The sequence below is a fragment of the Streptomyces sp. CB01201 genome (genome assembly GCF_002803085.1).
In the GTDB taxonomy this organism is placed as follows: domain Bacteria; phylum Actinomycetota; class Actinomycetes; order Streptomycetales; family Streptomycetaceae; genus Streptomyces; species Streptomyces hundungensis.
Genome location: NZ_NNBJ01000002.1, coordinates 678,033 through 702,963, shown reverse-complemented (window position 1 = coordinate 702,963; position 24,931 = coordinate 678,033). Strand labels below are relative to the sequence as shown.

The window sequence follows — 24,931 nt, the reverse complement described above, 5'->3', positions numbered from 1 at the left end:
AGTTATTCACATCCTGGGATACTGAATAGAACTAGTCAATAGCGGCGTAGGCTCTGCGCGCGGCCCGACCCGGTGATTGGCTGGATCACATGAGTTCCCAGGCAGCGTCCCCCACGGCCGGGTCCGCCGCGGCCGAGCGCCGCGATCAGGCCGTACGGGCCGCGGTGGAGCAGGGTCTGGCCGGGCCGGACGCCCCCATCGCCGCCCTCCTCGACATCACCGGCATCCGCGCGGGCGCCGCCGCCCTGCGGGACGCCTTCGCGGCCGTCACCGACGCACCCGTGCTGCACGCCTTCGCCGTGAAGGCCTGCCCGCTGGTGCCGGTGCTCCGGCTGCTGCGCGCGGAGGGGATCGGCGCCGAGGTCGCGAGCCCGGGCGAGCTGGCGCTGGCCCGCGCCGCGGGAACGGCCGCCGCCGACACCGTGCTCGACTCCCCCGCCAAGACCCCCGCCGAGCTGCGCGAGGCACTCGCCCTGGGCATTGCCGTGAACGCGGACAACCCGCAGGAGCTGGCCCGCCTCGACGCGCTCGTGGCGTCGACGCCCACCACCTCGGCGATCGGCCTGCGGGTCAACCCCCAGCTCGGCGCCGGATCCATCGACGCGCTGTCCACGGCGACGGCCACGTCCAAGTTCGGCGTCGCGCTGCTCGACGACGGCGCGCGGGACTGGGTCGTACGGGCCTACCGCGAGCGCCCCTGGCTGACCCGGCTGCACACGCACTCCGGCTCGCAGGGCGTGGCGCTCCCCCTCATGGCGCGGGGCGTACGGGTGGCCTACGAGCTGGCCGAGGAGATCAACGCGGCGGTAGGACGCCGGCAGGTCGACACCGTCGACATCGGCGGAGGACTTCCGGTCAACTTCGGCTCCGACGAGGAGACACCGACGTACGCCGCATACGCCCGACTCCTCAAGGACGAGGTGCCGGGTCTGTTCGACGGGCGGTACGGCCTGGTGACCGAATTCGGCCGCTCGCTGCTCGCCAAGCACGGCACGGTCCTCGCCCGGGTCGAGTACGCGAAGAGCTCGGGCGGCCGCCCCATCGCGGTCACCCACGCCGGGGTGCAGATCGCCGCCCGCACCGTGTACGCGCCCGCCTCCTGGCCGCTGCGGATCGCGGCGTACGACGCGAAGGGCCGGCCCAGGACGGGGCCGGCCGTCGCGCAGGACATCGCGGGTCCGGCCTGCTTCGCGGGCGATCTGCTCGCCGAGAACCGTCCGCTGCCCCTGCTCGAACAGGGCGACTACACAGGGGTTTTGGACACGGGCGCCTACTATTTCGCCCATCATTACTCCTACAACTCCCTGGCCCGGCCCGGAATTTACGGCTTCACGGCCACCGCCGAGGGTGTCCGGTTCGCGACCGTGCGCGATCCCCAGTCCATCGAGGACCTGGTCGCGGAGGCGGGCGGCGGCCATGCCGACGGGCTCCTGTGAGCCGTCGGGCGTAGCCCCGCTCACCCCGAACTGCCGCGCCCCCGGCAGGAGTTCCGTTTCTGCCCAAAGGGCCGCACCCTAGCCAAGCGTGGCAATCGCCGCTGGAAAATGCCAGAACTCCCACCAGCGGTTGCAACGGTGCGTAACGTCTTGGTCGCTGCCGCACGCTCGTTCCGGCGGCCCTTTGTGACATCCATGCGCCGCGCCGGGAGGGGGTTCCGCGTGCCCGGAATCGACGAGTGCCTGCTTGAGGCGATGCTGCTCCCCGGAGCACTCGGGGCGGGTGTGGCCGACTGGACGAGCGGGCTCGCGCTCGGTGCCATCGGCCAGTCGCCCGGCGGGGACCACGAGGCGACCGCCGCCGAGACCGCCGAGCTGGCCCGTACGGCCGCCGAGCACCCGGGGTTCGGCGCCCCCACGGACGGCACCGGCGACCTCGCGGCCGTGGGGCCGCCCGTCGAGGACCTGATCATCACCACCCGTACCGCCTATCACGTGCTCTGTTTCGTCGAGACGGCCTTCGACAGCAGCGTCTTCCTGCATCTGTGGCTGGACCGCCAGGACGGCAATCTCGCGCTCGCCCGGCTGCGCCTTCGCGATCTGGCCGAACGGCTGGTGCTGTGATGAGCACCGCGATACAGAAGCCGCCCCAGGAGGCCCGGCACGGCGTCTCGCCCATGCTGGTCCGGCTCGTCACCGAGCGGGCCACCGGCGCCCTGCTGCGCGACCGCGGCACCCTCTACCTCTGCGACGGCCAGGTGGTGCACGCGGAGAGCCCCGCGGCCCCCGGCATCGACGTGCTGCTCACCGCCGCCGGGCGGCTGCGCCCCGAGGGCTGGCAGGAGGCCGTGGACCGGGCGGGGCCGCGCGGCCGGGTCGGCCGGTTCCTGGTGGAGAGCGGCCAGGTCGGCGACGGCGAGCTGGAGATATGCCACCTCGGCGCGCTGCACGACGCGGCGTTCTTCGCACTCGCCCCGAGCAGCGGCCCCACCCGCTTCCGGTACGGCGTCGCCCACTGGATGGGCCCGGTCCGACCGGTGCCGGCCGAGGCGGTGGAGCGGGAGGCGGCCCGCCGCCGGGAGCTCCTGGAGGCGATCTGGCCCTGCCCCGATCTGGACACCGCCCCCGTCGTGCGCAGCACGCGCCCGCCGGACGCGCCCCTCACCCCGCGCCAGCGGGCGGTGCTCGCCCTGGCCGACGGGGCGCGCACGCCGCTGGACATCGCGCGGCTGCTCGGCCGGCCCGCCTTCCACACGCTGGTCGACATGCGCAGGCTGGCGGCCGTCGGGGCCGTCGAGTCCCCGCGCGCGCCCGCGCCACCGCCGGACACCCACGCCTGGGCCGCCCGGATGGCCGCCGAGACGACCGCCCCCGATGTGGCGCTGCTGCGGCGGCTGCGCGACGCACTGGAGGCCACGCTGTGATCCGCGCACTGCGGCAGCGGGCCGAGAGGAGACAGCTCATGGCGGCCGAGACGGAAGTCGCCGAAGTCCTCGAAGAACTCAGGCGGTTGAGGGCCCGGCTGCCCCAGCTCACCGGCGCGCTCGCGGCGAGCGCCGACGGTTTCGTGCTCGCCCAGGACGGCGCGGCCGATGCCGTCGAAGGGGTCGCGGCGCTCACCGCGGCGGCCCTCGGCGTCGCCCAGCGGCTGACCGAGACGACCGGGCAGGGCGGCTTCCGCGAACTCCTCGTGCGCGGCGAGACGGGTTACGTCGCCACGTACGCGGCGGGCTGCAACGCCGTGCTCACGCTCCTTGCGGAGCCCCGCGTCAACGTCGGCCGGCTGCACCTCGAAGCCCGCCGCTCCAGCACCCGCGTCGGCGAGCTGATCGACGGCGCCCTCGACCGGCAGGAGACCCCATGACCGGCACCGGCACACCGAGCCGGAACAGCCCCCGAAGGAAAGGAACGACGACACCCATGAGCAACACCGAAACCACGCTCAAGGAAGCGATGACCTCGATCGAGGGCGCCCTCGGCGCGGCCCTGGTCGACTACAGCAGCGGCATGGCACTGGGCACGCTGGGCGGCGGCAAGGAACTCGACCTGTCGGTCGCCGCGGCGGGCAACACCGATGTGGTGCGCGCCAAACTGCGGACCATGGAGATGCTCGGCCTCAAGGACGAGATCGAGGACATCCTGATCACGCTCGGCACCCAGTACCACCTCATCCGGCTCCTCAAGGGCCGCGGCAACAACGGCCTGTTCCTCTACCTCGCCCTGGACAACAAGCGGGCCAACCTCGCCATGGCCCGCCACCAGCTGAAGAAAATCGAGGACGCGCTGGAGGTGTGAACTCCGGTCCGCCAAGGGGCCGTTCAGTGACGCCGCGCCCCGCCGGGCGCGGCGTCGCCCGCGCCGAGCCCGGTCGTCCGGAAGCCCCGTACCGCCTTGCCGACCGGGGCCCCGCGCGGCACCCAGTCGGTGCGCACCCACAGGAGCGCGTCGGCGGCGCGCTCGACCCGGCCGAGCCAGGCCGCCTTGAGCCGGAGCCCGACGCCCGCGCCCGCCATCAGCAGGCCGCCCGCGCCGGGCAGTGCGAACGAGGATCCCGCCGCGGCCACGAACGCGAGCAGCAGCCACCAGCGCCGTGCCCGCCGCCAGGTGCGTACGGTCACGGCCCGGTCCTGGAGGAAGTCCGCCTTGGCGGCGCGGGAGGCGGCCTCGGCGAAGTGCGCGTAGCGCCGGCGCCGGGCCCCGAACACGACGGCCGCCGTGACGATGAACAGGGCCGCGCCCGCGAGCAGTCCGATCCGGCGGCCGGTCAGGCTCACCGGCAGCGCCGCCCCGAGGCCCCCGGCCACCAGGCCCAGCCACCACAGCGGGCCCGCCCCGGCCCGTACGACCACCGCCACGCGCGCCAGCGCGACGCCTCCGCGACCCATGTTCCAGCACCTCCATGCCTCGCCTTGCTGGATGCCTCGCCTTGCTGGCGCGGAGGTTAGCCCGGCAATCTGAGCGGTTCGTGAGAGGCCACGCCGCTTGGCCCCCTGCCCTCCCCTGCACCCCACCCCCTGCGAAGCTACTCGCGCCGCCCCCGCACCCCTGCCCCCTCGGCCTCGCACCGTGCGTGGCTCGCCGCGCAGTTCCCCGCGCCGCCAAAACCCGTTCTCGTCCGCCCGCCGTGCGTGGTTGCTCGCGCAGTTCCCCGCGCCCCTAAAACCGTTCTCGACCGCGGACCGTGCTCGCTTCTCGCGCGGTTCCCCGCGCCCCCGAAACCCGATCGCGGCCTCGTACCGTGCCCGCTTCTCGCGCCCCTGGCAGTACCGGCGCTGGGGCATCTTCAGCCCGTCCGGCGTTTGAGGACGAGCGCCCTTTAGGCGCGAACGGGGTCTGGGGCGGAGCCCCAGGGTCACTTCAACCCCCGGAGGGTTTAGGGAAGGGGCGGGGTGGGGGCGATCCCGGGGTCTGGGGCGGAGCCCCAGGGAGCCGGAGCCGAACCCTGGCCATGCCTGGCCATGCCGGGCCATGCCGGGGCGGGCCAGGCGCTAGGACGGCTACTCCACGAACAGCCCCCGCGCAGCGGCCCGCGCGTCGAACTCCTCCAGGCGGGCCTGCGCATCCGGCAGGCCATCGCACATGGCCTCCAGAAGCACCCGCCCCAGCAGCATCGGCGCACACGCCGTGTCGAAGGCGAGCCCGGTGCCGACCGCCGCCGGAATCAGCAGATCGCTGTACTTGGCGACCGGCGCGAACGCCGAGTCGGCGACGGTCACCACGGTGAGCCCCGCGGACTGCGCGTACGCGAGCGCCTCCACGACCTCCTTGGGATGGCGCGGCAGCGCGAAGCACAGCAGCGCCGAAGCCCCCGCCCGCAGCGCCGCGTCGATCCGGTCGGCCAGCATGGTGCCGCCCTCGTCGAGCAGCCGCACGTCCGGGTGGACCTTGGCCGCGAAGTAGGCGAAGCCACGGGCCTGCGAGGAGGCCGCGCGCAGGCCCAGCACGGGCAGCGGGCGCGAGGCGGCGAGGAGGCGGCCCGCGCTCTCGACCGGGCCCGGGTCGGCGAGCAGCCCGGCCAGGTGCTGGAGGTTCTCGATCTCGGCCCGCACCGCCTGCTGGTACTCGTTGTAGGAGGTCTCGACGGCGGCCTCGGCCCGGGCGGGAGCCACCTCGCGCAGGTGGCGGCGTAGCGCCGGGTAGCCGTCGAAGCCGAGGGCGACCGCGAACCGGGTCACCGACGGCTGGCTGACCCCGGCGAGTTCGGCGAGCTCGACACTGGACAGGAACGGCACGTCGGCGGCGCGGCGCACCATGCAGTGCGCGATGCGCCGCTGGGTCGGGGTCAGCCGGTGCCCCTCGAAGAGCTGTTGCAGCCGTGCGGCAGGGCCCTCGCTCATGCCGTCCCCCTTCATGCGTGACTGTCCTTCATGCGTGACTGTCCTTCATGCGTGGCTGTCCTTGAATCGGTCGAGCAGTGCGGCCGCCCGGTCGACGTCGTCGGTCAGCGGCCGGTCGGTGACATCCTCGTCGAGCACCGCGTCCGCGAGCGCGTACGCCCGCCCGACCGGCAGCTCCGGGTCGGGGCGCAGCCCGCGCTGGCGCAACGCCCTTACCGCCGCGACGAGTTCGCACCCCACCACGAGCCGCAGCGCCCCGCCGAGCCGCAGTGTCTGGCGGGCCGCGAGCGAGGCGAAGCTGGCCTGCTCCTCGACGCCCCGAGAGAGTACAGCGTGGCCGAGCGAGGCCGGGGCGGCGAAGGCCCGCAGATCACCGAGGGCGGCGCCGGCCGCGTACTCCAGGATCATCACGCCCGACGAGGCGGCCTCGCCGTCGGCGAGGAAGGGCTTGAGCCGGGTGTAGGCGGGCTCGTTGAGTGCGGACAGGCGCGAGGTGGACAGCCGCGCGACCTGGGTGACCGAGAGCCTGAAGTGGTCCAGCGCCAGGGCGAGTTGGGCCAGGTAGAAACCGCCGTGATGGTAGGCGGCGAGGTCGTCGGACGAGATCAGCGGGTTCTCGGCGGCCGCGTTGATCTCGATCGCCAGCACGCGTTCCAGGGCGTCGGCCGCATCGCGCGCGGGCCCGTGGATCTGCGGCAGACAGCGGAAGCCGTACGGGTCCTGGATGCGGCCGAGCGGCGGCGTGGGCCGCTCGGGGGCGCCGAGCAGCGCGCGCATGCGGGCGGCGGTGGCGTACGAGCCGGGGTGCGGGCGGGCTGCGTGCACCGGCTCGGCGTACGCCTCGTAGGAGCCGTCGACGGCGAGCAGCGAGAAGGCGCCGACGATCTCGGTGGCCGCGATCAACCCGCGCAGTTCGTCGAGGGCGAGCGCGGCCTGGCCGAGGGTGAGCGCGTTGGAGCTGATCAGGGCGAGGGCGTCGTTGTTGTCGAGGGGCTGCGCCTCGGGTTCGGGCCCGCCCTGCCAGGGGTGCTCCCCGGCGAGCGCGAGGCCGACCTGGGAGAGGGCGGCGATGTCCCCGGTGCCGACCGAGCCGAACTCGTTGACCACCGGGTGCGCCCCGGCCTCCAGGGCCTCGCACAGCGCGCCGACGACGCTGGGGCGCAGGCCCGCGCCGCCGGCCAGCAGCTGGTTGGCCCGCACCGCGAGCATCGCGCGGACCTCCCGGGCGGGCAGCGGGGCGCCGATGGCCCCGGCGTGGCTGCGCAGCAGGCGGAGCCCGTGCCCGGCCGCGGCCTCGGTCGGCACGGCCTCGCTGCGGTTGGCGCCGACGCCGGTCGAGCGGCCGTACACCCGCCCGGAGGCGGCGAGTTCGCGGGCGGTGTGCCAGGCGTGCTCGACGCGGCGCAGCGCCTCGGCGCCGGGCACCGGGCGGGCGGCGCCGTCGGCGAGCCGGACGACGTCGGCGACGGGCAGGGTCTCGCCGTCGAGGACGACGATCCCGGCCGTCGCATCCTGCGAGGCGTCCACGACGTGGGACGACAACATGCGCGAACACCACCATTTCCGGACGCGGCGACAACGGCCCGGGTGCGAGCCATTGACAAGTTATTCAGACACCCAGAACTCTGCATGAGGATATACAGCCGGGCAAGCCTTCACGCCTCCTCGTCCCGAAGGAGCACACCCTCCGCATGGCCGAACCAGTCGAATCCCCAGGCCGGACCGCCTCCCTTGTCGAGCGCCGCTCCATCGACGTCGTCCCCGACGCCGAGCGGCACGGCACCGCCTTCAGCCAGTTCACCCTGTGGCTCGGCGCCAACCTCCAGATCACCGCCGTCGTGACCGGCGCCCTCGCCGTGGTGTTCGGCGGTGGCGCGTTCTGGTCCCTCGTCGGCCTGGTCGTCGGCAACCTGCTCGGCGGCGCCGTCATGGCGCTGCACTCCGCGCAGGGCCCGCGCCTCGGGCTGCCCCAGATGATCTCCTCGCGGGCCCAGTTCGGGGTGCGCGGGGCGGTGGTGCCGCTGCTCCTGGTGATCGTGATGTACGTCGGCTTCTTCGCCAGCGGCAGCGTGCTCGCGGGCCAGGCGGTCGGCGAACTCACCCACCTCGGCGAGACCCCCGGCATCGTCATCTTCGCCCTGATCACCGCGGTGACGGCGACGATCGGCTACCGGATCATCCATGCCCTCGGCCGGGTGGCGAGCGTGATCTGCGCCCTCGCCTTCGTCTACCTCGGCGTCCGCCTCCTGGACCGCGTGGATCTCACGGCGGTCCTGCACGACCGCGCGTTCCACCTGCCGATGTTCCTGCTCGCCATCTCGCTGTCCGCGTCCTGGCAGCTCGCGTTCGGCCCGTACGTCGCCGACTACTCCCGCTATCTGCCCCGCACGACCAGCGCCCGCGCCACCTTCTGGTGGACGCTCGCGGGCTCCGCGCTCGGCTCCCAGTGGTCGATGACCTTCGGCGTCCTGGTGGCCGCGACCGCGGGCGACGCCTTCCTCGACAACCAGGTCGGCTATGTCGTCGGCCTCGGCGGGACCGGTCTGATCGCCTCGTTCCTGTACTTCACGATCGCGCTCGGCAAGCTCACCATCAACGTCCTGAACACCTACGGCGGCTTCATGTCGATGGTGACCAGCGTCAGCGGGTTCCGCGACCAGAAGACCATCGGGCCGCGCACCCGGGCGCTCTACATCGGCGGCATCATGGTGGCCGGCACGGCGGTGGCGCTCGCGGGCAAGGACTCGTTCCTGACGTCGTTCAAGGACTTCCTGCTGTTCCTGCTGACCTTCTTCACGCCGTGGTCGGCGATCAACCTGGTCGACTACTACCTGATCTCGCGCGAGCGCTACGACATCCCGGCCCTGTTCGACCCCCGGGGCCGCTACGGCGCCTGGCGCTGGGACGCGCTCGCGGTCTACGTCATCGGCGTACTCGCCCAACTCCCGTTCCTGGCAACGAGCTTCTACACCGGCCCGCTCGTCGCCCCGCTCGACGGCGCCGACATCTCCTGGCTCGTGGGACTCGCGGTCCCGGCGGCGCTCTTCTTCGTGCTGGCCCGAGGGCGGAATACGGGGGCCGGCCCGACCGGCGACGAGGTCGACGCTCCGCCCCGCGCCACGAGCGGCAGATAGCGGGTCGCGCCCAGACCCGACGCCAGCTCGGGCTCCGCCTCGCCCCGAGCCCTCCCCCGGGCCGCTATCCCGCCCAACCGGCGGGAGCGACCAGGGCAGGACTGATCTGGGAAACCAGCACGCACGGCCCCTCTTCACTTACGGGCTCCTCAATGGACACCGAGAACTCTCGATCCACAAACGAGGCCGCCAATTTCGCCGACCAGGTTTCCACCAGAGTCTCAGCAAGCAGAAATTCCGCTTGACTCAACACCTCAGGAAAACCAGGCCAAGCACGAAATAGATGCCTTACTTCGAACCGATTGAAGCTCTCGACGAAAGCGCCCCAATCCATATTTCTGACAGCGGAGCACTCGCGGGCGGATATCCGATTTTCCACTTGCCGGGCATCCCCATCGTGCAGAATGACGAATACCGCACCCCCGACCGTCTCCAGGTCGGGCCAGAAAAGCCGACCGAGGGCCAGCGCCGCATAAATGTTCGAACTCGCCTCGAAATCAGCCGAGCCCGATCGATCCGCCCCGGCAGAGACGAGATCGAGAACGCCATCAATTCTTTGGTTGAGCGTCACTGCACATCCTCAGTAGCCGCGCGGAAAATCTCCCCCTGAAGCCGGTCACCCCGAGCCCCCGCCTGTCGGGTAGTAGACGGGTGGCTCAACATCAGAGTGGGGCATGCCCGTCCCCCGAAAGCCCCTCCATCTGCTTCTTCACCGGCGAGCGTGCGTTTTGCGTTCCGCTGGTGTCCGCGGTTGTGCGGGGAAATTCGTGGTTCTAGCCGTCTCTCCTGCCGTCAGACAGTTCAGCCCAAGTACGGCTTTTCGCGCTGTTCGAGGAAGTGCTGGAGCCTGAGTCGTTGGGTGTGGTGCATCGGCAGCTGCTCGATCTCTTCCGGCGGCACGAACCGGAGTTCGGTGGACTCGTCGGAGATAGCAAGCCGGCCGCCGGTGATGCGGGCGGTGAAGCAGATGTTGAACTGGCGGCGGACCTCGCCGTCGGTGTAGGCGATGATGTGTTTCGGGTCGGTGTAGGTGCCGACCAGACCCGTGATCTCGACGTCCAGGCCGGTCTCCTCTTTGACCTCGCGGACGGCTGTGCCGGGCAGGGATTCGGTGAGGTCCATGCCGCCGCCGGGCAGGGCCCACAGGTCGTTGTCACGGCGGCGCTGGAGGAGGATGCGCCCGTGGTCGTCGGTGACGACGGCGGAGGCAGCGACGACCATGCTGTTCGACTTGGGCGCGTTGGGGTCGTCGTAGTACTCGGTGCGGGCCACGGTCAGTCTTCCTCTCGTACGGGGGTTGCGGTCGCCCACACGGCGTCGAAGCTCTCGGCGTAGGTGTCGAACATGCCGCCCGCCTCGTGTCGGCGAAGATGCCATACGGGGGCGGCGTAGGCGTTGACGCCCCAGACATGGGCGTTGACGAGTTGCTGGTCGTCGGCGCGGTAGAGGGAGTTGTAGAGCGTGGTTTCGTGGGTGCGGACTCCGATGCCCGGGGTGCTGGCGAGCGGTCTGTAGTGCATGAGGGCGAGACGGCAGCGGGACTCGATGCCGTGACCGAACCGCTCCTCTCGGCCGCGGGCTTGGACGGTGTTGCTGTCGACGTCCCCGATCGCGATGCGGACCGTGCAGCCGTCGGCGGCGCGTTCGGTGAGGAGTTCGTTCAACCGCGGGTACGCCTCGTGGAGGAAGACGGCCGCGTAGACGAGGATGTCGATCCGTTCGCGGGCCTGGGCCATCAGGTCGGTGAACGTCGAGACGGGGAGGTCGGCCCGCTGCTGGTAGAGCGCCACCAGTTCGGGGCTGATGGCGCGGGCGGGGCGGGCCTGGCGGAGCGCCGGCCAGAGTGCGTGCACGTCTTCTCCCAGGGCCTTGGCCGTCTGGAGGGCGGTGGCACGACGTGGGATTCGCCCGAGGTTCACCCAGCGCTCGACCGACTTGGGATCGACCTCGACCTGCTGAGCGAGTGCGGCGTACGTCCAGCCTCCCGCCGCCATGACGGCTCGCAGTCTCTCGTTCGGCACGAGTCTCCCCCTTCGTCCCAGGACGGTACTAGGGACGTTCTACACGGTGTAGGACGTCCCGAAGTGGGGTTTGGTGGAGGTTCCTTCGTCCCGGTGACCGGCGTGAGGATCGGTGCCGACCCTGCGGCACCCACGGGCCCAGGGCCACGTATCAACGCCGCTGAGGAGCGTCACCGTGCGAATGAGCGCCACCCACTGTGTTCCCGCCCTGCGACTGGACGCCCGGTCGCGCGCCGCATCGCTGGGGCGGTCATGATGACGGCCCCCACCCCTGATGCCGACGGGCACACCGTCTCGCCCGATGCCGGCGCCCTGGTGGTCGACCGACGGAACGGCAAGGTGGGCGTGGTGATGGGGCACGTGGGGACGTATGTGCAACTTCGGCCGCCGTGCGGTGGCCTGGAGTGGGACGTGCCGCCCGAGGACGTACGCATGCCGAATCCGACGGAGGAGTTGAGCGCGAAGGTGGCCGTGGCCAACCGGAGGTGGGGACGGTGACCCCTCGCTCGGTCCTGCGCTACGAGACCTGGATGCTCCAAGCCGACCGCGAGCCGGACGCGGAGCCAGTGCTGTATTCGATGCGGTGCGCCGTGGACGGAGAGACCTCGCCGACAAGCGAAGGCTTCGCGGAACCGCAGGACTGGGTGCTACGGCACTGCGGCCAGAACCCGTCCCACCACACCTACCGGGAGATCATCACCCGCCCGTGGCGGACTTGGCGTCAGATGTGACTCGCCTCGCTCCTCGCTCGCCCAGGCGCCGCACCGCGCCGACCCAACTCCCGTCCCTGCCGGGCGCGGCTGATCCAGGCTCCCCCGTTCTCGCCGGCCCCGGCAGGGACGGGCCTTCACGTGTGTGCGGTAAATAGTGGCCTTCAGCGGCGGATCAAGTGACTTACGCGCTTCCTCAACCTTGGCGACGCAAACATCTCCGGTCCGGCCGCTTGAGTGCCACGTGCGCCCGGCCTGCGATGCCCACGCCCCGAGCCAGGCGGGCTGGTGCTGGCCCGAGGGCGGAATACGGGGGCTAGCCCCACTGTGGATGCGGGCGCCGCTGCGTACCTTGAAAACCATGGACGCCCGTGACGCCGAGCCCCGGCCCAGTCTGCTGAAGGACGCCGAGCTGAAGAAGGAGCTCGACGCCACCCTGCACGCCCGCAGGGAGCTCGGCCCCGATTTCGAGCCCGCCCTCATCGAGTCCTTCCTGGAGAAGGTGGAGCAGCGCGTCGACGCCTCCGTGGACCGGCGGGTGCGGCGGCAGCTGGCGGAGCAGCAGGTGGTCGTGGCCCGTGGCGGCCGTCCGGCCCGCAGCGGTTCGGAGAGCCACTTCGGCGAACGCTTCGGCTTCGCCCTGATCTCGCTGGTCCTCGCGGTGCCGCTGTCCGCGATCGGCGGGGTCAACGGCGGCTTCGACGGCCTCGTCGTGACCTGGCTCGGCATCGTCGGCGTCAACGCGGTGCACGCGGCCCATCGCTGGCCCTGGCTGAAGAACCGGCGGCCCGGCGAGGCGGACTGAGCCCCAACCGCCTTACGCGCAGGCCTTGTTGGCGACCCCGCGCACGAGTGATCGCGGGGACCGCCGCACCCCCGGGTTGCCCGAGGGGCGGGACGACGGCGGTCCCCGCGAGGGACACGGGTCCGGGTCAGAACCGGTCCGCGTCCTGGGCGTCCTGGGAGATCCGGGAGCCGCTCCGGAGGTTCCTGACGCCGCTGGTGTGCCGGCCGGGGCCCCCTGCCCGGGTTCCCCCGCCGACATCCACCACTGTGCACGAGCCGTGTTAAGCCGGTGCTGCGCGCACGTGTCGCGCTCGTACCGTTTGCGCGACATCACCGGCGGCGCCGGCCACGCCACCTGAACGGGCATCGACCAACCCCGGCCTCCGGCAAGGAAGTTGCCGGAGGCCGGGACAGTACGGGTGTTACGGCAGCTGCTGCGGCGTGCGGGCGAGGAACGCCAGCAGGTCCTGGCGGCTGACCACACCGGTCGGCTTGCCCTCGACCAGCACGATCGCCGCGTCCGCCTTGCCGAGCACGGACATCAGGTCGCCGACCGGCTCGCCCGAGCCGACCTGCGGCAGCGGCGCGCTCATGTGCTTCTCCAGCGGGTCGTCGAGCAGGGCCCGCTGGGTGAACAGGGCGTCGAGCAGCTCGCGCTCGACGACCGAGCCGATGACCTCGGCGGCCATCACGTCGGGGTGCCCCGCGCCCGGCTTCACGATCGGCATCTGCGAGACGCCGTACTCGCGCAGCACCTCGATGGCCTGGCCGACCGTCTCCTCGGGGTGCATGTGCACCAGCGAGGGCAGGTGGCCGGCCTCCTTGAATCCGAGCACGTCGGAGACGCGCGCCGAGGGACCGGCCTCCTCCAGGAAGCCGTAGTCCGCCATCCACTCGTCGTTGAAGATCTTCGAGAGGTAGCCGCGGCCGGAGTCGGGGAGCAGCACGACGACCACGTCGTCGGGGCCGAGGCCCTCGGCGACCTTCAGGGCCGCCACCACGGCCATGCCGCAGGAACCGCCGACCAGGAGGCCCTCCTCCTTGGCGAGGCGGCGGGTCATCTGGAAGGAGTCCTTGTCGGACACCGCGACGATCTCGTCGGTGACGTTCCGGTCGTAGGCGGTCGGCCAGAAGTCCTCGCCGACGCCCTCCACCAGGTACGGCCGGCCGGAGCCGCCGCTGTAGACGGAGCCCTCCGGGTCCGCGCCGACGACGCGCACCTTCCCGTCGCTGGCCTCCTTGAGGTAGCGGCCGGTGCCGGTGATGGTGCCGCCGGTGCCGACGCCCGCGACGAAGTGGGTGATCTTCCCCTCGGTCTGCTCCCACAGCTCGGGACCGGTGGTCTCGTAGTGCGAACGGGGGTTGTTCGGGTTGCTGTACTGGTCCGGCTTCCAGGCCCCGGGCGTCTCGCGGACCAGGCGGTCGGAGACGTTGTAGTACGAGTCCGGGTGCTCGGGGTCGACGGCGGTCGGGCAGACCACGACCTCGGCGCCGTACGCGCGCAGCACGTTGATCTTGTCCGTGGAGACCTTGTCAGGGCAGACGAAGATGCACTTGTAGCCCTTCTGCTGGGCCACGATGGCCAGGCCCACACCCGTGTTGCCGCTGGTGGGCTCGACGATGGTGCCACCGGGCTTGAGCGCGCCGGACTGCTCGGCGGCCTCGATCATGCGGACGGCGATACGGTCCTTCACCGAGCCGCCCGGGTTGAAGTACTCGACCTTGGCCAGGACCGTCGCCTGAATGCCCTGGGTCACACTGTTGAGCCTCACCAGCGGGGTGTTGCCTACGAGGCTGATCATCGAGTCGTGGAATCGCACCGTTGTCTCCGGGTCTCCGATTAGGTCCCGCCAGCGTATGCGGACCAGGACGGGGCGTTCACCTTTGCACGGGATTGAGCGACACCCGCTACCGGGCAGTTAGCTGTTGTACGACTGCAAGCTCCATGGAGGTGGCGGTGGCGGGGACCGGTTCGAGGGCGAGGGTGGCACGGCGGATCGCGACGGGCGCGGCGTTCGGCGGCGGCGGGATCGGCCTGATCGCGGGCGCCGCGGTGGGCGTCGTGCTGGCCGAGGTGGCCCTCGCGAAACGCTCGGTGGGCGGCGGCTCCCCACAGGCCCCGAACGCCGACGGGCTGTACGGGACCGCCTACGCGGACGGTACGCAGCCGCTCAGGCTCGGCATGCTGGGCGACTCCACGGCGGCCGGGCAGGGGGTGCGCCGGGCGGGCCAGACCCCGGCCGCGCTGCTCGCCTCCGGGCTCGCGGCGGTCGCCGAGCGCATGGTGACGCTGCGGAACGTGGCGCTGCCCGGGGCCCGCTCGGACGACCTCGAACGCCAGGTGTCGCTGCTGCTCGCCGACCCGGCCCGCACCCCCGACGTCTGCGTGATCATGATCGGCGCGAACGACGTCACCACCCGGATGGCACCGACCGCCTCGGTGCGCTACCTCTCCACCGCCGTACGCCGGCTGCGGACCGCCGGGGCCGAGGTGGTGGTGGGCACCTGCCCCGATCTCGGCACCATCGAGCCCGTCTACCAGCCGCTGCGCTGGCTGGCCCGGCGGGTCTCGCGGCAGCTGGCGGCGGCGCAGACGATCGTGGTGGTGGAGCAGGGCGGGCGCACGGTGTCGCTGGGCCATCTGCTGGGCCCGGAGTTCGAGCAGAACCCCCGGGAGCTGTTCGGGCCCGACAACTACCACCCCTCGGCCGAGGGCTACGCGACCGCGGCGATGGCGGTGCTGCCCACGCTGTGCGCCTCGCTGGGCCTGTGGCCCGAGTCCGACCACCCGGACGCCTCGCGCAACGAGGACATCCTGCCGGTGGCGAAGGCGGCCTCGGCCGCGGCGGCCCAGGCGGGCACCGAGGTCACCGGGGCGCGGGCGCCCTGGGCGCTGCTCAAGTACCGCCGCCGCAGGCGGCTGCCCGCCCCGGTGGAGCCGGCCCCCAACGGCTCGCACACGGGGCGGTGACGGGGGCGGCCCGGCGGCCCACCGGGGGCCGCGCAGGCCGCCCTGAGCAACCGCTTAGAAAAGAGTCCGGCATCACACGCCACCCCGGATGACCAATCCACTACGTGCGGGTAACTTCCCAGGGAGTCCTGCCTTCCCATCCCCTGGAGCCGTGATGCCCGAAGCCGTGATCGTCTCGACCGCCCGCTCCCCCATCGGCCGCGCCTTCAAGGGCTCGCTCAAGGACCTCCGCCCCGACGACCTCACGGCCACGATCATCCAGGCCGCGCTCGCCAAGGTGCCCGGCCTCGACCCGCGCGACATCGACGACCTGATGCTCGGCTGCGGCCTGCCCGGCGGCGAGCAGGGCCACAACCTGGGCCGCATCGTGGCCGTGCAGATGGGCATGGACCACCTGCCGGGCTGCACGATCACCCGGTACTGCTCGTCCTCGCTCCAGACCTCCCGCATGGCCCTGCACGCCATCAAGGCGGGCGAGGGCGACGTGTTCATCTCGGCCGGCGTCGAGATGGTCTCCCGCTCCATCAAGGGCAGCAGCGACGGCCTGCCCGACACCCACAACCCGCTCTTCGCCGACGCCGAGGCGCGCACCGCCGCCGTCGCGCAGTCCGAGGGCGCGTCCTGGCACGACCCGCGCGAGGACGGCCTGATCCCGGACGCGTACATCGCGATGGGGCAGACCGCCGAGAACCTGGCCCGGCTCAAGGGCATCTCGCGCCAGGAGATGGACGAGTTCGGCGTGCGCTCGCAGAACCTCGCCGAGGAAGCCATCAAGAACGGCTTCTGGGAGCGCGAGATCACCCCCGTCACGACCCCGGACGGCACCGTGGTCGGCAAGGACGACGGCCCCCGCGCGGGCGTCACCGTCGAGGGCGTGTCGGGCCTCAAGCCCGTCTTCCGCCCCGACGGGCTGGTCACGGCCGGCAACTGCTGTCCGCTGAACGACGGCGCCGCCGCCCTGGTGATCATGAGCGACACCAAGGCGCGCGAGCTGGGCCTGACCCCGCTGGCCCGCATCGTCTCCACCGGCGTCACGGGCCTGTCGCCCGAGATCATGGGCCTCGGCCCGGTCGAGGCGTCCCGTCAGGCGCTCAAGCGCGCGGGGCTCACGGTGGACGACATCGACCTCTTCGAGATCAACGAGGCCTTCGCCGCCCAGGTGATCCCGTCCTACCAGGACCTCGGCATCCCGCTGGACAAGCTGAACGTGAACGGCGGCGCCATCGCCGTCGGCCACCCCTTCGGCATGACCGGCGCCCGCATCACCGGCACGCTGATCAACAGCCTCCAGTTCCACGACAAGCAGTTCGGCCTGGAGACCATGTGCGTCGGCGGCGGCCAGGGCATGGCGATGGTCGTCGAGCGCCTGAGCTGATGACTCAACCGGGCGGCCGGAGCGCTGTGTTGACCACCGGTCGACGCAGGGTTGACGCCCCGGCCGCCACAGGTCGACCGCGGAGGGCGACGCCGGGGCCTCTGACCAGGGCACTCCCTTCCCACAGGACGCTCACAGCCAATCGTTCCGCGTCCTAACCGTGACCGAATCTCCCCCAGGATGTGACGTATCTCCTGCGGGCACAGCATTTCCGCAGGTCAGCGTGGGTGCGGGGTTAAACCCCGGGCCCAAAGACCTGTCCATTTCGTGACGTAATGCACTGACACCGGGAGCGGGCTCACGACAAGCTGATGTAGGAAGTCGGGGAATCGTTTGAATCCGGGAGTAAGTCAGTGAGCGCCATGCCTCTTGCCCTGCTGCTGACCACGGCCGCTGCCACGGCCGTGGGCGCCGCTGCCCTGCACGCCGCCCACGGGCTGCGCAAGCAGGTGGTGGCTCTGCGCGAAGACCTGGCAGCCGCCCGTGCCGAACACCGCACCGACCACGTGACCCTGCCCCAGCAGGCCCGCTCCGCCGGGACCCCGGCCGCCGAGATACGGGCCGCCGTCGCCGAGGCGCTCGCCGAGGAGCGGGAGCGCGAGCTGGCCGAGGCGCGCGCCTTCTGGGCCGCCCAGGAGGCCAGGGACGCCGCCGACGCGCCCTCCCCGATGCTGGGCGGGCTCGCGGGCCTCGGTGAGGACGCCGCGTTCTTCCTGCCCCGCCAGGCGGACTTCGCGGGCCTGGAGGCCGAGGCCCTGGAGATGGCCGAGGCGCTGGAGACCGCGGAGGAGTTCCCCGAGGACTCCCCCGAGCTCGCCGCGGCCCGCCGCCGCCACCCCTCGCACCCCGACTTCGTGCCGGTCCAGACGCCCGTCGTCGCCGACCACGAGGCCACGGTCTCGCGCCTGGAGGAACTCGCCGAGTCCCGCACCGCGCTCGCCGACGTGCGCCCGGGCCCGCTCGGCACGCTCGACGTGTACGTCTTCGCGGACGGCACCACGCTCTGCATGACCCCGGGCCACCGCGAGACCGCCGAGCGCCTCTCGGACGCCCTGCGCGACGGCGAGGCGCCGGTGCTGCTCGGCGGCTCCGGAGTGTCCGGCGCGTACGCGCTGACCTTCTCCTACGGCGAGGAGAGCGTCTACATCCTCGCGGACCGGGTCATCGCCTCGCTCTGACGGCGACAGCGGGCGGCCAAGACCGGCGCCGCCCGATGCCGCCCGATGCCGCCCGATGCCGACCGGCTCGGCCGCGGCGACCGAGGCCGCCCCCGCGTCCTAACCGAAGGCGCGTTCCTGCGCGGCTTGCACCAGCTCCACGGCCCCGTCCGGCTCCCCGTCGGGCGGGGTCTTCGCCGTCTGGAGCGCCCCGGCCAAATCCCGTCCGGCGACGACGACTTGGTCGGCGACCGCGAACAGACCGGCCTCCGGCATGATCAGGGGCTCGCGGTCCGGGAACTCGACGCGCTGCGCCAGAACCGCCAACTCCCTTGCGAGCGCGAGTCCTTCGGCGGCGGCGCCACGGCGAAGACGGCTCTCGGGAGCGGCGCGCAGCCGGTCGGCGAAGCGGTCCACGGCCAAGATCAGGGGGTTCACATCGAGCACGCCGTGACCCTACGCGCCTCTCCCGCACTGTTGCCAATGCGCGAACACTCAGGCACGGTGCAGTGAAGGACCAGTAAGCGCAACGCCTCCGGAGGCGCCGATGTCCCAAGTCTTCTCCGAAGAGACCCATCGCAACCTGCTCTCCCGCATCCCCCACTGCACCGGTCGTGAAGTGTCCGACTGGCTCCGCACCGTCGAGGAAGGCCCCTCCCTCTTCCGTTTCGAGGAGAAGGTCAGCTGGCTCCGGAGCGAGCACGATCTCGCCTATGGGCACGCCAAGGCGATCATCCATGAGTACGACCTGAGGCGAGCCGCGCGCCGACTGCTCTAGTCCCCGTTCCCAGATCCGGGAGGAACCACTTCGCGTCACCCCGCTTCCCGCACCCCCGCGAGAAGCGCACCACCATCGCCGCCCCCTTCGCCCCGCCGACGACCCGTCGGCGGGGCGAAGCACTGCGCCGTGCCGCGCCGGCCCCGCCGACCGGGCAGAGGCCGGGCGCCGCGCCGCGCCGCCCGCCGGGCCGAACCGCCTTCGGCCCTATGCGTTCAGCCTTCAGTACGTGAACTCCCCTTCCCCGCAAGGGCTTTCACGGTTTTATCTCTTGACGCTCTCGACGACGGAGAGCACAGTGACCGCGCAGCCCGTCGTTGAGAGCGCTCTCAGAGCGCTCTCTTTCCGAGAGAGGCCCCCCACATGCGCCCCACACCCCCCAGACGCGGCCCGGCCCGGCGAGCCCTGATCGCCCTGCTCTCCACCCTCGGCCTCGCGGCCGCCTCCGCCGCCCTCGTCGCCCTGCCCGCCTCCGCGTCCGCCCCGCCGCCCCCCGCGGGCTGGACCACGGTGTTCAGCGACGACTTCAACGGCCCGGCCGGCTCCGGCGTGGACACCGCCAACTGGCAGTACACGACCGGCACCAGCTACCCCGGCGGCCCCGCCAACTTCGGCACCGGCGAGGTCGAGACGATGACCTCGTCCACCAGCAACGTCTCCCTCGACGGCGCCGGGAACCTGCGCATCACCCCGCAGCGCGACGCCGCCGGCAACTGGACGTCGGGCCGGATCGAGACCAGGCGCTCCGACTTCCAGCCCCCGGCCGGCGGCAAGCTCCGCATCGAGGCGCGCCTCCAGATGCCCGATGTGACGGGCGCCGCCGCCAAGGGCTACTGGCCGGCGTTCTGGGCGCTCGGCGCGCCCTTCCGCGGCAACTGGTGGAACTGGCCCGGCATCGGCGAGCTCGACATCATGGAGAACGTCCAGGGCCTCAACAACAACTGGTCCACCATGCACTGCGGCACCAGCCCCGGCGGCCCCTGCAACGAGACCACGGGCATCGGCGGCCAGAAGGCCTGCGACGGCGCCACCTGCCAGGCCGGTTTCCACACCTACGCCGTCGAGTGGGACCGCTCGGGCCCGACCGAGCAGATGCGCTTCTACCTGGACGGCGTCAACTTCCACACGGTGAGCCAGAACCAGGTCGACGCGACGACCTGGACCAACGCCACCAACCACGGCTACTTCGTCATCCTGAACGTCGCCATGGGCGGCGGCTTCCCCGGCGCCTACGGCGGCGGCCCCGACGCGGGCACCCAGCCGGGGCACCCGCTGGTCGTCGACTACGTCACCGTGCAGCAGACGGGCTCCGGCACCACCACCCCGCCCACCACCCCGCCCCCGGGCAGCCGTGACGCCTACGGCACCATCCAGGCCGAGTCGTACGACCAGCAGTCCGGCGTGGTGAAGGAGACCACCACCGACAGCGGGGGCGGCCAGGACCTCGGCTCCCTCGCCAACGGCGACTGGGCGCTCTACCAGGGGGTGAACTTCGGTACGACGGCGGCCAGGCAGTTCTCCGCCCGGGTGGCGAGCGGCGCGGCCGGCGGGGTCAGCGGTCTGGTGGAGGTGCGCCTGGACAGCCGGAGCAGCGCGCCCATCGGCAGTTTCGCCGTGGCCAACACCGGCGGCTGGCAGAGCTGGCGCACCGTCCCGGCGAACATCAGCGGCGTCACCGGCACCCACGACGTGTACCTGACCTTCACCAGCGGCCAGGGCACGGACTTCGTGAACGTCAACTGGTTCGGATTCGGCCACTGATGAGAGGTGCGAGCATGAGGACCGTACGGCTCCTCCTGGCCGCCGCGACCACGAGCGCCCTGCTCTTCCTCGGCGCGGGCGGCGGCACGGCGACGGCCGCCGCCCCCACCGCCGACGCCCCGCGCGCCGCCGCGGCGGCCGGCTTCCCGATCGTGTTCCGGAACAACACCCACGGCGCGTACGCCGACGCGCAGATCTACGTCACCGTGCTCGGCCAGATCACCCCCGGCCAGTGGTCCTACCTCAAGCCCGACGGCAGCACGGCCCACATCAACCACCTCGACGCCAACGCGCCGGGCCACCTCACCAAGCACGGCGTGAACTACCCCAACATGTCGTTCACGCTGACCCAGGCCGGCGGCCGGGTGCCGTCCCCGTCCTCGATCCGCGGCGGCCGGATCTACCTCTCGCTCGGCTCGCCGCTCTACCTCCCCGTCTCGCCCGACGACCAGGGCTGGGGCGGCCCCGACCCGAACAACCCGTCCGACCCCAACAACGACGTGTACTACGACTGGTACGAGTACACCTTCGTCAACGGACAGGCGGCGTACGGCGGGAACACCACCCAGGTCGACCAGTTCGGCTTCCCCATGACGTCCCGGCTGCGCCAGACCTCCAGCGGCTACGACACCACCCGCGGCATCTCCCAGACCCGCGCCCAGGTGATGTCGGCGTACGCGGGGGCCGTCGGCGCGGCCTTCAAGCCGTTGCAGTCCAGCTACCGGATCATCGCGCCGCGCTCGGCGGCCGGCTTCCCCGCGGACCATCTGACCTCGACCGTCGACCAGACCTGGAGCTACTACGCCTCCCACCCCTTCACCCTGAGCCTGCCGGGCGAGACGTTCTCCGGGCGGGTCGCGGGCGACACCCTGAGCTTCACCAGGAACGGCGCCGGACCCTTCACCCTGCACAAGCCGACCTCGCGGGAGGTCATGGCCTGCTCGGGATCGCTCGCCTCCGGCAGCGACGAGGAGAAGCGGCTCGGCGCCGGGTTCTGCGCCGCGTTCAACCGGGGCGTGGCCCAGAACACCTCGCTCTGGCACACCCCGTCCGCGTACTACCGGGGCACGGGCCCCAAGAACGACTACGCGGCCTTCTTCCACACGGTCGGCCTGGACGGGCGCGCCTACGGGTTCCCGTACGACGACGTCGACGACCAGTCCTCCGTGCAGATCCTGGGCAACGCGAACCCGCCGACGGATCTGACGCTGTCCATCGGCTGGTAGCCCCGCACACGGCGAGGGGCCCCGCCCGGCAGTGCGCCGGGCGGGGCCCCTCGTGACGTTCACCGTCCGTGGTGTCAGTCGTTGCCTTGCAGGATGGAGATCAGCCGCAGCGCCTCCAGGTAGATCCACACCAGGGTCATGGTGAGGCCGAAGGCGGCCAGCCAGGACTCCTCGCGCGGAGCGCCGTAGGTGATCCCGTCCTCGACCTGCTTGAAGTCCATGGCCAGGAAGCAGGCGCCGAGCACGATGCCGATGATTCCGAACAGGATGCCGAGGCCACCGCTGCGGAAGCCGAGGCCGTCACCGCCGCCGATCGCCGAGAACAGCAGATTGACCAGCATCAGCAGCATGAAGCCGATGGCCGCGGCCATGACGAAGCCGGTGAAGCGGCGGTTGACCCGGATCAGACGGGTCTTGTAGGCGATGAGCACGCCGGCGAAGACCGCCATCGTGCCGAGCACCGCCTGCGGTACGGCGCCCGCCGACACATGCGTCGTGACGGCCGAGCTGATCACGCCGAGGAAGACGCCCTCGAAGGCGGCGTACCCGAGGATCAGCGCCGGCGTCGGCTTGCGCTTGAAGGACTGGACCATGGCGAGGACGAACGCGATCAGCGCGGCGCCGATGGCGATGCCGTACGACTTGCTGATGTTCGCCGCGTCGACCGGCAGCGCCAGCCACGCGACGACCGCACCCGCGACGACCGTGCCGAGCGTGATCGCGGTGCGCGACACCACGTCGTCGATCGTCATCACGCCGGAGCGGGCGGGTGCCTGCGGGGCGCCCTGCTGCGTGTCCTGCTGCGCGTACGGGTTCGTGGCGTACGGGTTCGTGGGCGCCTGCGCGTACGGGTTGCCCCCGGCCTGCGGCTGCTGCGCGGTGTTGAAACCGGCGTAGCCGTTGTCGCGGCTGAACCCCCGTCGCGAGAAGACCGGGTTGCTGCTCCTCATCTCACTCCTCCATGGCCACCGTGCGCGGCCTTGTCGTCAAGGGTAATGGGCACGCAAAGAAACCGGCGTACTGCCTAAGGAGGATCTTCACCCTGAGGGGAGGGGTATGCAAGGGTGACCGCGCGTAAGCGCGTCGATGATCGGGGCACTGATCAGGTCAGCGATCCCCCGTGAAGTCCGACCGCCGCGCGAGTCGGTTCCCACCCCCGGAGCCTCGGGCCCCGGGGGCTTCGGACCTGATGTTCTCGGCGACGGACGTGCGAGCCCGGCAGACCCGGACCGCCGGTCCGCACCCCCCGACGCCCGAGCCTGCCCGACCCGGGTCAGACGGCCGCGGGCTCCGCCTCCTTCGCCCGGAAGGTTCCGGACGCGGTGAAGACGAGCGCGGCGATCACGAGGGCCGCCACGGTGAATCCGGAGACCCCGTAGAAGCCGTCGAACTTGGAGAGCAGGATGCCGCCCGCGAAGCCGCCGATCGTGGTGCCGACGTACAGCGCCGTCGTCGCGAGCGAGGAGACCGTGCCGCGTGCGGCGGTGGTCTGGGAGAGCAGCATCGCCATGAAGATGGGGTAGTTGAGGCCGAGCACCGCCGAGCCGAGGGCCAGGAGGGTGATCGCGGCGGCCAGGTTCGGGGCGAAGGGGACCGCGCCGTAGATGACGATCAGCGCCACGAACGCCCAGGCGAGCGTGCGCTGTTCACCCAGCCGCTCGATGACGTGGCTGCCGAAGATCGAGGTGGTCGCCATGCCGACGCCCAGGGCCATCATGGCGGCGCCGATCGCGCTGACCCCGAGTCCGAAGTCCTTGGAGAGCCAGGACCCGATGAACGAGATCGTCTCGAACACCCCGGTCTGGTAGGCGAGATAGCCCACCAGGTACCAGGTGAACGTGCGGGAGCGGAACAGTCCCGCGTACACCGAGAAGAAGCCGCCGCTGGCCGACGGGTAAGCGGGCACCGACGGGAAGACCCGGAACAGCAGGAACCACACGACGGCCGAGAGCCCGGCCACCGCGAAGAACGGCACGTGCCAGGAGCTGGCCGCCAGCCACCCGCCGATCGGAACGCCGACCACCTGCGAGATGGACATGCCGGCGCCCGCCAGACCCATGGTCTTCACGATGGCGTCGCCCGGCACCAGGACCGGGATGGACGCCCACAGCTGCGGGGTGACCAGGGCGGCCGACATGCCGGCCAGCACCCGGAAGACGATCATGCCCCAGAAGCCGGGCGCGACGCCGCACAGAGCGGTCGCGATCGTGAATCCGGCAAAGCCGAGGAGGAGCACGCTGCGCCGGTTGCGGCCGTCCGAGAGAGGACCGGCCACCAGCGCGAAGAGGGCGAAGCCGAGGGCGTACGCGCTGACCATCCACCCCGACATGCTCGTGGAGACATCGAAACTGCGGGAAAGCGTGGGCAGCATCGGGGCGACGAGGAAGGTGTCGGTTCCGATCACGAACATGGTCGTGAACGAAAGCCAGGCAATGGCCGAGGCCGATGCCTTCTTCACCGCGGGGGCCGCGGAGGCCGCCGTGCCGGTTTGTGAGGGTGATTGTGTCGAGCTCATGAAAGGAACACCACCGTCGAAGGGCTGGATGGGGAAAATTTGATCGGCGTCGGCCGCGCCGGATCGCCGGCGGGCCGCTGGGGAAGTGCGAAGGGGACGGCCCGGACGGGACCGGAGGATCAGGCGGGCTTTCGGCCCCACGCGGAATAGCGGAATAGACGAAGGTCGAGAGGTCGGGCGCCGGATCGCCTCGATCAGCCGCGGGACGCTCTGCACCAGCCGGATGCTCAGGGGCTGGGCCTGTACCTGTGCCCAGCCCGGGCCCTACACCGCTCGGATCCTGTCGATCTTTCCGTCCTCGACATGAATCCAGTTCGCCACCGGAGAGGGCAGCGCGATTGTGGTGTGCAGGGCGAAACAGGAATCCAGGGATTTCCGGAGCGCGGCCGCGCCGTCTGGGCGGGCCAGTGGTGCGAGATATTCGGATGCGTCTGCAAGCAGCGGCCTCAGGGTGTCGAACTCCTCGCCGTGCCAGATCGTGATGCGGGCGGCCGCAATCTCTCGGGATTTCCCCGCTGTTGCGTCCGAGGTTTCCTCAAGCTTTTCGCTCACGGGTTGAACTCTGCTCGGGTGGCCCGCGACTGGCGACGGTCCGCATGGCACTATGTCAAGTCGCTCCGGCGGGCTCGGTGGGGAGCCCGCTGACGCGTTCGGCATCGCGAAGTCCCGTGCCATGCGCTCGGCGGCCGCACGAAGTTCGGCCCGGGACAGCGACAAGCCGTGC

General features: G+C 71.5%; 27 protein-coding genes. 16 read left to right on the top strand and 11 right to left on the bottom strand.

Annotated elements, in window-relative coordinates; all coding sequences use genetic code 11:
* The first annotated feature begins 89 nt into the window (after positions 1-89).
* The 5 genes from CG740_RS07685 (at position 90) to CG740_RS07665 (ending at position 3,731) form a co-directional block, all read left to right on the top strand.
* Positions 90-1,436, top strand: a complete 1,347-nt coding sequence (locus tag CG740_RS07685; RefSeq protein WP_100574183.1) for a diaminopimelate decarboxylase — start codon at positions 90-92, stop codon at positions 1,434-1,436.
* 222 nt (positions 1,437-1,658) lie between these two features.
* Entirely contained in the window at positions 1,659-2,060 is a 402-nt protein-coding gene (locus CG740_RS07680) for a hypothetical protein (RefSeq protein ID WP_100574182.1), read from the top strand.
* Entirely contained in the window at positions 2,060-2,860 is an 801-nt protein-coding gene (locus CG740_RS07675) for a hypothetical protein (protein WP_100574181.1), read from the top strand. Before CG740_RS07680 ends, CG740_RS07675 begins: the two co-directional genes overlap by 1 nt.
* A gap of 38 nt (positions 2,861-2,898) precedes the next feature.
* Positions 2,899-3,300 (top strand): roadblock/LC7 domain-containing protein, encoded by a 402-nt coding sequence (locus tag CG740_RS07670; RefSeq protein ID WP_234376116.1) that lies wholly within the window; start codon positions 2,899-2,901, stop codon positions 3,298-3,300.
* A 56-nt stretch (positions 3,301-3,356) separates the two neighbouring features.
* Entirely contained in the window at positions 3,357-3,731 is a 375-nt protein-coding gene (locus CG740_RS07665) for a hypothetical protein (RefSeq protein ID WP_100574179.1), read from the top strand.
* A gap of 23 nt (positions 3,732-3,754) precedes the next feature.
* Here CG740_RS07665 and CG740_RS07660 read toward each other — a convergent pair whose 3' ends face one another.
* The 3 genes from CG740_RS07660 to CG740_RS07650 all read right to left on the bottom strand — a co-directional run bounded on the left by CG740_RS07660 (position 3,755) and on the right by CG740_RS07650 (position 7,318).
* Positions 3,755-4,321, bottom strand: a complete 567-nt coding sequence (locus tag CG740_RS07660) for a hypothetical protein (protein WP_100574178.1) — start codon at positions 4,319-4,321, stop codon at positions 3,755-3,757.
* 612 nt (positions 4,322-4,933) lie between these two features.
* The gene (locus tag CG740_RS07655; protein ID WP_100574295.1) at positions 4,934-5,773 is read right to left on the bottom strand and encodes a MurR/RpiR family transcriptional regulator; all 840 of its coding nucleotides are present in this window, start codon (positions 5,771-5,773) and stop codon (positions 4,934-4,936) included.
* 45 nt (positions 5,774-5,818) lie between these two features.
* Entirely contained in the window at positions 5,819-7,318 is a 1,500-nt protein-coding gene (locus tag CG740_RS07650; protein WP_100574177.1) for an aromatic amino acid ammonia-lyase, read from the bottom strand.
* 146 nt (positions 7,319-7,464) lie between these two features.
* Here CG740_RS07650 and CG740_RS07645 point away from each other — a divergent pair, with 146 nt between their 5' ends.
* Entirely contained in the window at positions 7,465-8,907 is a 1,443-nt protein-coding gene (locus CG740_RS07645) for a purine-cytosine permease family protein (RefSeq protein WP_100574176.1), read from the top strand.
* A gap of 64 nt (positions 8,908-8,971) precedes the next feature.
* Here the strand turns inward: CG740_RS07645 and CG740_RS39575 are convergent, their stop codons facing one another.
* From CG740_RS39575 to CG740_RS07635, 3 genes are all read right to left on the bottom strand, one after another.
* A complete protein-coding gene (locus tag CG740_RS39575; protein WP_159030253.1) occupies positions 8,972-9,478 on the bottom strand; it encodes a hypothetical protein in 507 nt (168 codons plus the stop codon).
* 230 nt (positions 9,479-9,708) lie between these two features.
* Entirely contained in the window at positions 9,709-10,179 is a 471-nt protein-coding gene (locus tag CG740_RS07640; protein WP_100574175.1) for an NUDIX domain-containing protein, read from the bottom strand.
* A 2-nt stretch (positions 10,180-10,181) separates the two neighbouring features.
* Positions 10,182-10,901, bottom strand: a complete 720-nt coding sequence (locus tag CG740_RS07635; protein WP_100574174.1) for an XRE family transcriptional regulator — start codon at positions 10,899-10,901, stop codon at positions 10,182-10,184.
* Positions 10,902-11,183: 282 nt separating this feature from the next.
* Between CG740_RS07635 and CG740_RS07630 the strand changes: the two genes are divergently transcribed.
* The 3 genes from CG740_RS07630 (at position 11,184) to CG740_RS07620 (ending at position 12,443) form a co-directional block, all read left to right on the top strand.
* Positions 11,184-11,426, top strand: coding sequence for a hypothetical protein (locus tag CG740_RS07630; RefSeq protein ID WP_100574294.1), 243 nt, complete (start codon positions 11,184-11,186; stop codon positions 11,424-11,426).
* Positions 11,414-11,659, top strand: a complete 246-nt coding sequence (locus CG740_RS07625) for a DUF7848 domain-containing protein (protein ID WP_100574173.1) — start codon at positions 11,414-11,416, stop codon at positions 11,657-11,659. Before CG740_RS07630 ends, CG740_RS07625 begins: the two co-directional genes overlap by 13 nt.
* Positions 11,660-11,999: 340 nt before the next feature.
* On the top strand, positions 12,000-12,443 hold the full coding sequence (locus CG740_RS07620; protein ID WP_100574172.1) for a hypothetical protein: 444 nt from the start codon (positions 12,000-12,002) through the stop codon (positions 12,441-12,443).
* Positions 12,444-12,846: 403 nt separating this feature from the next.
* On the opposite strand, the gene CG740_RS07615 is transcribed toward CG740_RS07620, so the two are convergent.
* Positions 12,847-14,244: a cystathionine beta-synthase gene (locus CG740_RS07615; protein ID WP_100574171.1), complete on the bottom strand. Its 1,398-nt coding sequence runs from the start codon at positions 14,242-14,244 to the stop codon at positions 12,847-12,849.
* Positions 14,245-14,408: 164 nt separating this feature from the next.
* Here CG740_RS07615 and CG740_RS07610 point away from each other — a divergent pair, with 164 nt between their 5' ends.
* The 3 genes from CG740_RS07610 (at position 14,409) to CG740_RS07600 (ending at position 17,948) form a co-directional block, all read left to right on the top strand.
* Positions 14,409-15,395: an SGNH/GDSL hydrolase family protein gene (locus CG740_RS07610; RefSeq protein ID WP_100574170.1), complete on the top strand. Its 987-nt coding sequence runs from the start codon at positions 14,409-14,411 to the stop codon at positions 15,393-15,395.
* Positions 15,396-15,549: 154 nt separating this feature from the next.
* A complete protein-coding gene (locus CG740_RS07605; protein ID WP_100574169.1) occupies positions 15,550-16,770 on the top strand; it encodes an acetyl-CoA C-acetyltransferase in 1,221 nt (406 codons plus the stop codon).
* A 362-nt stretch (positions 16,771-17,132) separates the two neighbouring features.
* Entirely contained in the window at positions 17,133-17,948 is an 816-nt protein-coding gene (locus tag CG740_RS07600) for a hypothetical protein (RefSeq protein ID WP_234376139.1), read from the top strand.
* 99 nt (positions 17,949-18,047) lie between these two features.
* Here the strand turns inward: CG740_RS07600 and CG740_RS07595 are convergent, their stop codons facing one another.
* Positions 18,048-18,374, bottom strand: coding sequence for a hypothetical protein (locus CG740_RS07595; RefSeq protein ID WP_100574168.1), 327 nt, complete (start codon positions 18,372-18,374; stop codon positions 18,048-18,050).
* A 100-nt stretch (positions 18,375-18,474) separates the two neighbouring features.
* On the opposite strand from CG740_RS07595, the gene CG740_RS07590 reads away from it, so the two are divergent.
* From CG740_RS07590 to CG740_RS07580, 3 genes are all read left to right on the top strand, one after another.
* Positions 18,475-18,705 (top strand): DUF4287 domain-containing protein, encoded by a 231-nt coding sequence (locus CG740_RS07590; RefSeq protein WP_053725101.1) that lies wholly within the window; start codon positions 18,475-18,477, stop codon positions 18,703-18,705.
* A 363-nt stretch (positions 18,706-19,068) separates the two neighbouring features.
* A complete protein-coding gene (locus CG740_RS07585) occupies positions 19,069-20,466 on the top strand; it encodes a glycoside hydrolase family 16 protein (RefSeq protein ID WP_100574167.1) in 1,398 nt (465 codons plus the stop codon).
* Positions 20,467-20,480: 14 nt separating this feature from the next.
* A complete protein-coding gene (locus tag CG740_RS07580; protein WP_159030252.1) occupies positions 20,481-21,692 on the top strand; it encodes a glycoside hydrolase family 64 protein in 1,212 nt (403 codons plus the stop codon).
* A gap of 74 nt (positions 21,693-21,766) precedes the next feature.
* Here the strand turns inward: CG740_RS07580 and CG740_RS07575 are convergent, their stop codons facing one another.
* Positions 21,767-22,642, bottom strand: a complete 876-nt coding sequence (locus CG740_RS07575; protein WP_100574165.1) for a Bax inhibitor-1/YccA family protein — start codon at positions 22,640-22,642, stop codon at positions 21,767-21,769.
* Between the two features lie 323 nt (positions 22,643-22,965).
* Complete coding sequence (locus CG740_RS07570; RefSeq protein WP_234376112.1) at positions 22,966-24,102, bottom strand: MFS transporter; 1,137 nt, start codon at positions 24,100-24,102, stop codon at positions 22,966-22,968.
* A 4-nt stretch (positions 24,103-24,106) separates the two neighbouring features.
* On the opposite strand from CG740_RS07570, the gene CG740_RS40805 reads away from it, so the two are divergent.
* Entirely contained in the window at positions 24,107-24,250 is a 144-nt protein-coding gene (locus tag CG740_RS40805) for a hypothetical protein (protein ID WP_234376111.1), read from the top strand.
* 221 nt (positions 24,251-24,471) lie between these two features.
* On the opposite strand, the gene CG740_RS39570 is transcribed toward CG740_RS40805, so the two are convergent.
* The gene (locus CG740_RS39570) at positions 24,472-24,759 is read right to left on the bottom strand and encodes a hypothetical protein (protein ID WP_159030251.1); all 288 of its coding nucleotides are present in this window, start codon (positions 24,757-24,759) and stop codon (positions 24,472-24,474) included.
* Positions 24,760-24,931 lie beyond the last annotated feature (172 nt).

Bases quoted from the DNA above. Each gene is read 5' to 3' on its own strand.
- CG740_RS07675 (WP_100574181.1), top strand. From the start codon at position 2,060: ATGAGCACCGCGATACAGAAGCCGCCCCAGGAGGCCCGGCACGGCGTC.
- CG740_RS07605 (WP_100574169.1), top strand. From the start codon at position 15,550: ATGCCCGAAGCCGTGATCGTCTCGACCGCCCGCTCCCCCATCGGCCGC.
- CG740_RS07670 (WP_234376116.1), top strand. From the start codon at position 2,899: ATGGCGGCCGAGACGGAAGTCGCCGAAGTCCTCGAAGAACTCAGGCGG.
- CG740_RS07600 (WP_234376139.1), top strand. From the start codon at position 17,133: ATGCCTCTTGCCCTGCTGCTGACCACGGCCGCTGCCACGGCCGTGGGC.
- CG740_RS07590 (WP_053725101.1), top strand. From the start codon at position 18,475: ATGTCCCAAGTCTTCTCCGAAGAGACCCATCGCAACCTGCTCTCCCGC.
- CG740_RS07665 (WP_100574179.1), top strand. From the start codon at position 3,357: ATGAGCAACACCGAAACCACGCTCAAGGAAGCGATGACCTCGATCGAG.
- CG740_RS07585 (WP_100574167.1), top strand. From the start codon at position 19,069: ATGCGCCCCACACCCCCCAGACGCGGCCCGGCCCGGCGAGCCCTGATC.
- CG740_RS07660 (WP_100574178.1), bottom strand. From the start codon at position 4,321: ATGGGTCGCGGAGGCGTCGCGCTGGCGCGCGTGGCGGTGGTCGTACGG.
- CG740_RS07645 (WP_100574176.1), top strand. From the start codon at position 7,465: ATGGCCGAACCAGTCGAATCCCCAGGCCGGACCGCCTCCCTTGTCGAG.
- CG740_RS07655 (WP_100574295.1), bottom strand. From the start codon at position 5,773: ATGAGCGAGGGCCCTGCCGCACGGCTGCAACAGCTCTTCGAGGGGCAC.
- CG740_RS07570 (WP_234376112.1), bottom strand. From the start codon at position 24,102: ATGTTCGTGATCGGAACCGACACCTTCCTCGTCGCCCCGATGCTGCCC.
- CG740_RS07620 (WP_100574172.1), top strand. From the start codon at position 12,000: ATGGACGCCCGTGACGCCGAGCCCCGGCCCAGTCTGCTGAAGGACGCC.
- CG740_RS07635 (WP_100574174.1), bottom strand. From the start codon at position 10,901: ATGGCGGCGGGAGGCTGGACGTACGCCGCACTCGCTCAGCAGGTCGAG.
- CG740_RS07580 (WP_159030252.1), top strand. From the start codon at position 20,481: ATGAGGACCGTACGGCTCCTCCTGGCCGCCGCGACCACGAGCGCCCTG.
- CG740_RS07575 (WP_100574165.1), bottom strand. From the start codon at position 22,642: ATGAGGAGCAGCAACCCGGTCTTCTCGCGACGGGGGTTCAGCCGCGAC.
- CG740_RS07630 (WP_100574294.1), top strand. From the start codon at position 11,184: ATGACGGCCCCCACCCCTGATGCCGACGGGCACACCGTCTCGCCCGAT.
- CG740_RS07685 (WP_100574183.1), top strand. From the start codon at position 90: ATGAGTTCCCAGGCAGCGTCCCCCACGGCCGGGTCCGCCGCGGCCGAG.
- CG740_RS07650 (WP_100574177.1), bottom strand. From the start codon at position 7,318: ATGTTGTCGTCCCACGTCGTGGACGCCTCGCAGGATGCGACGGCCGGG.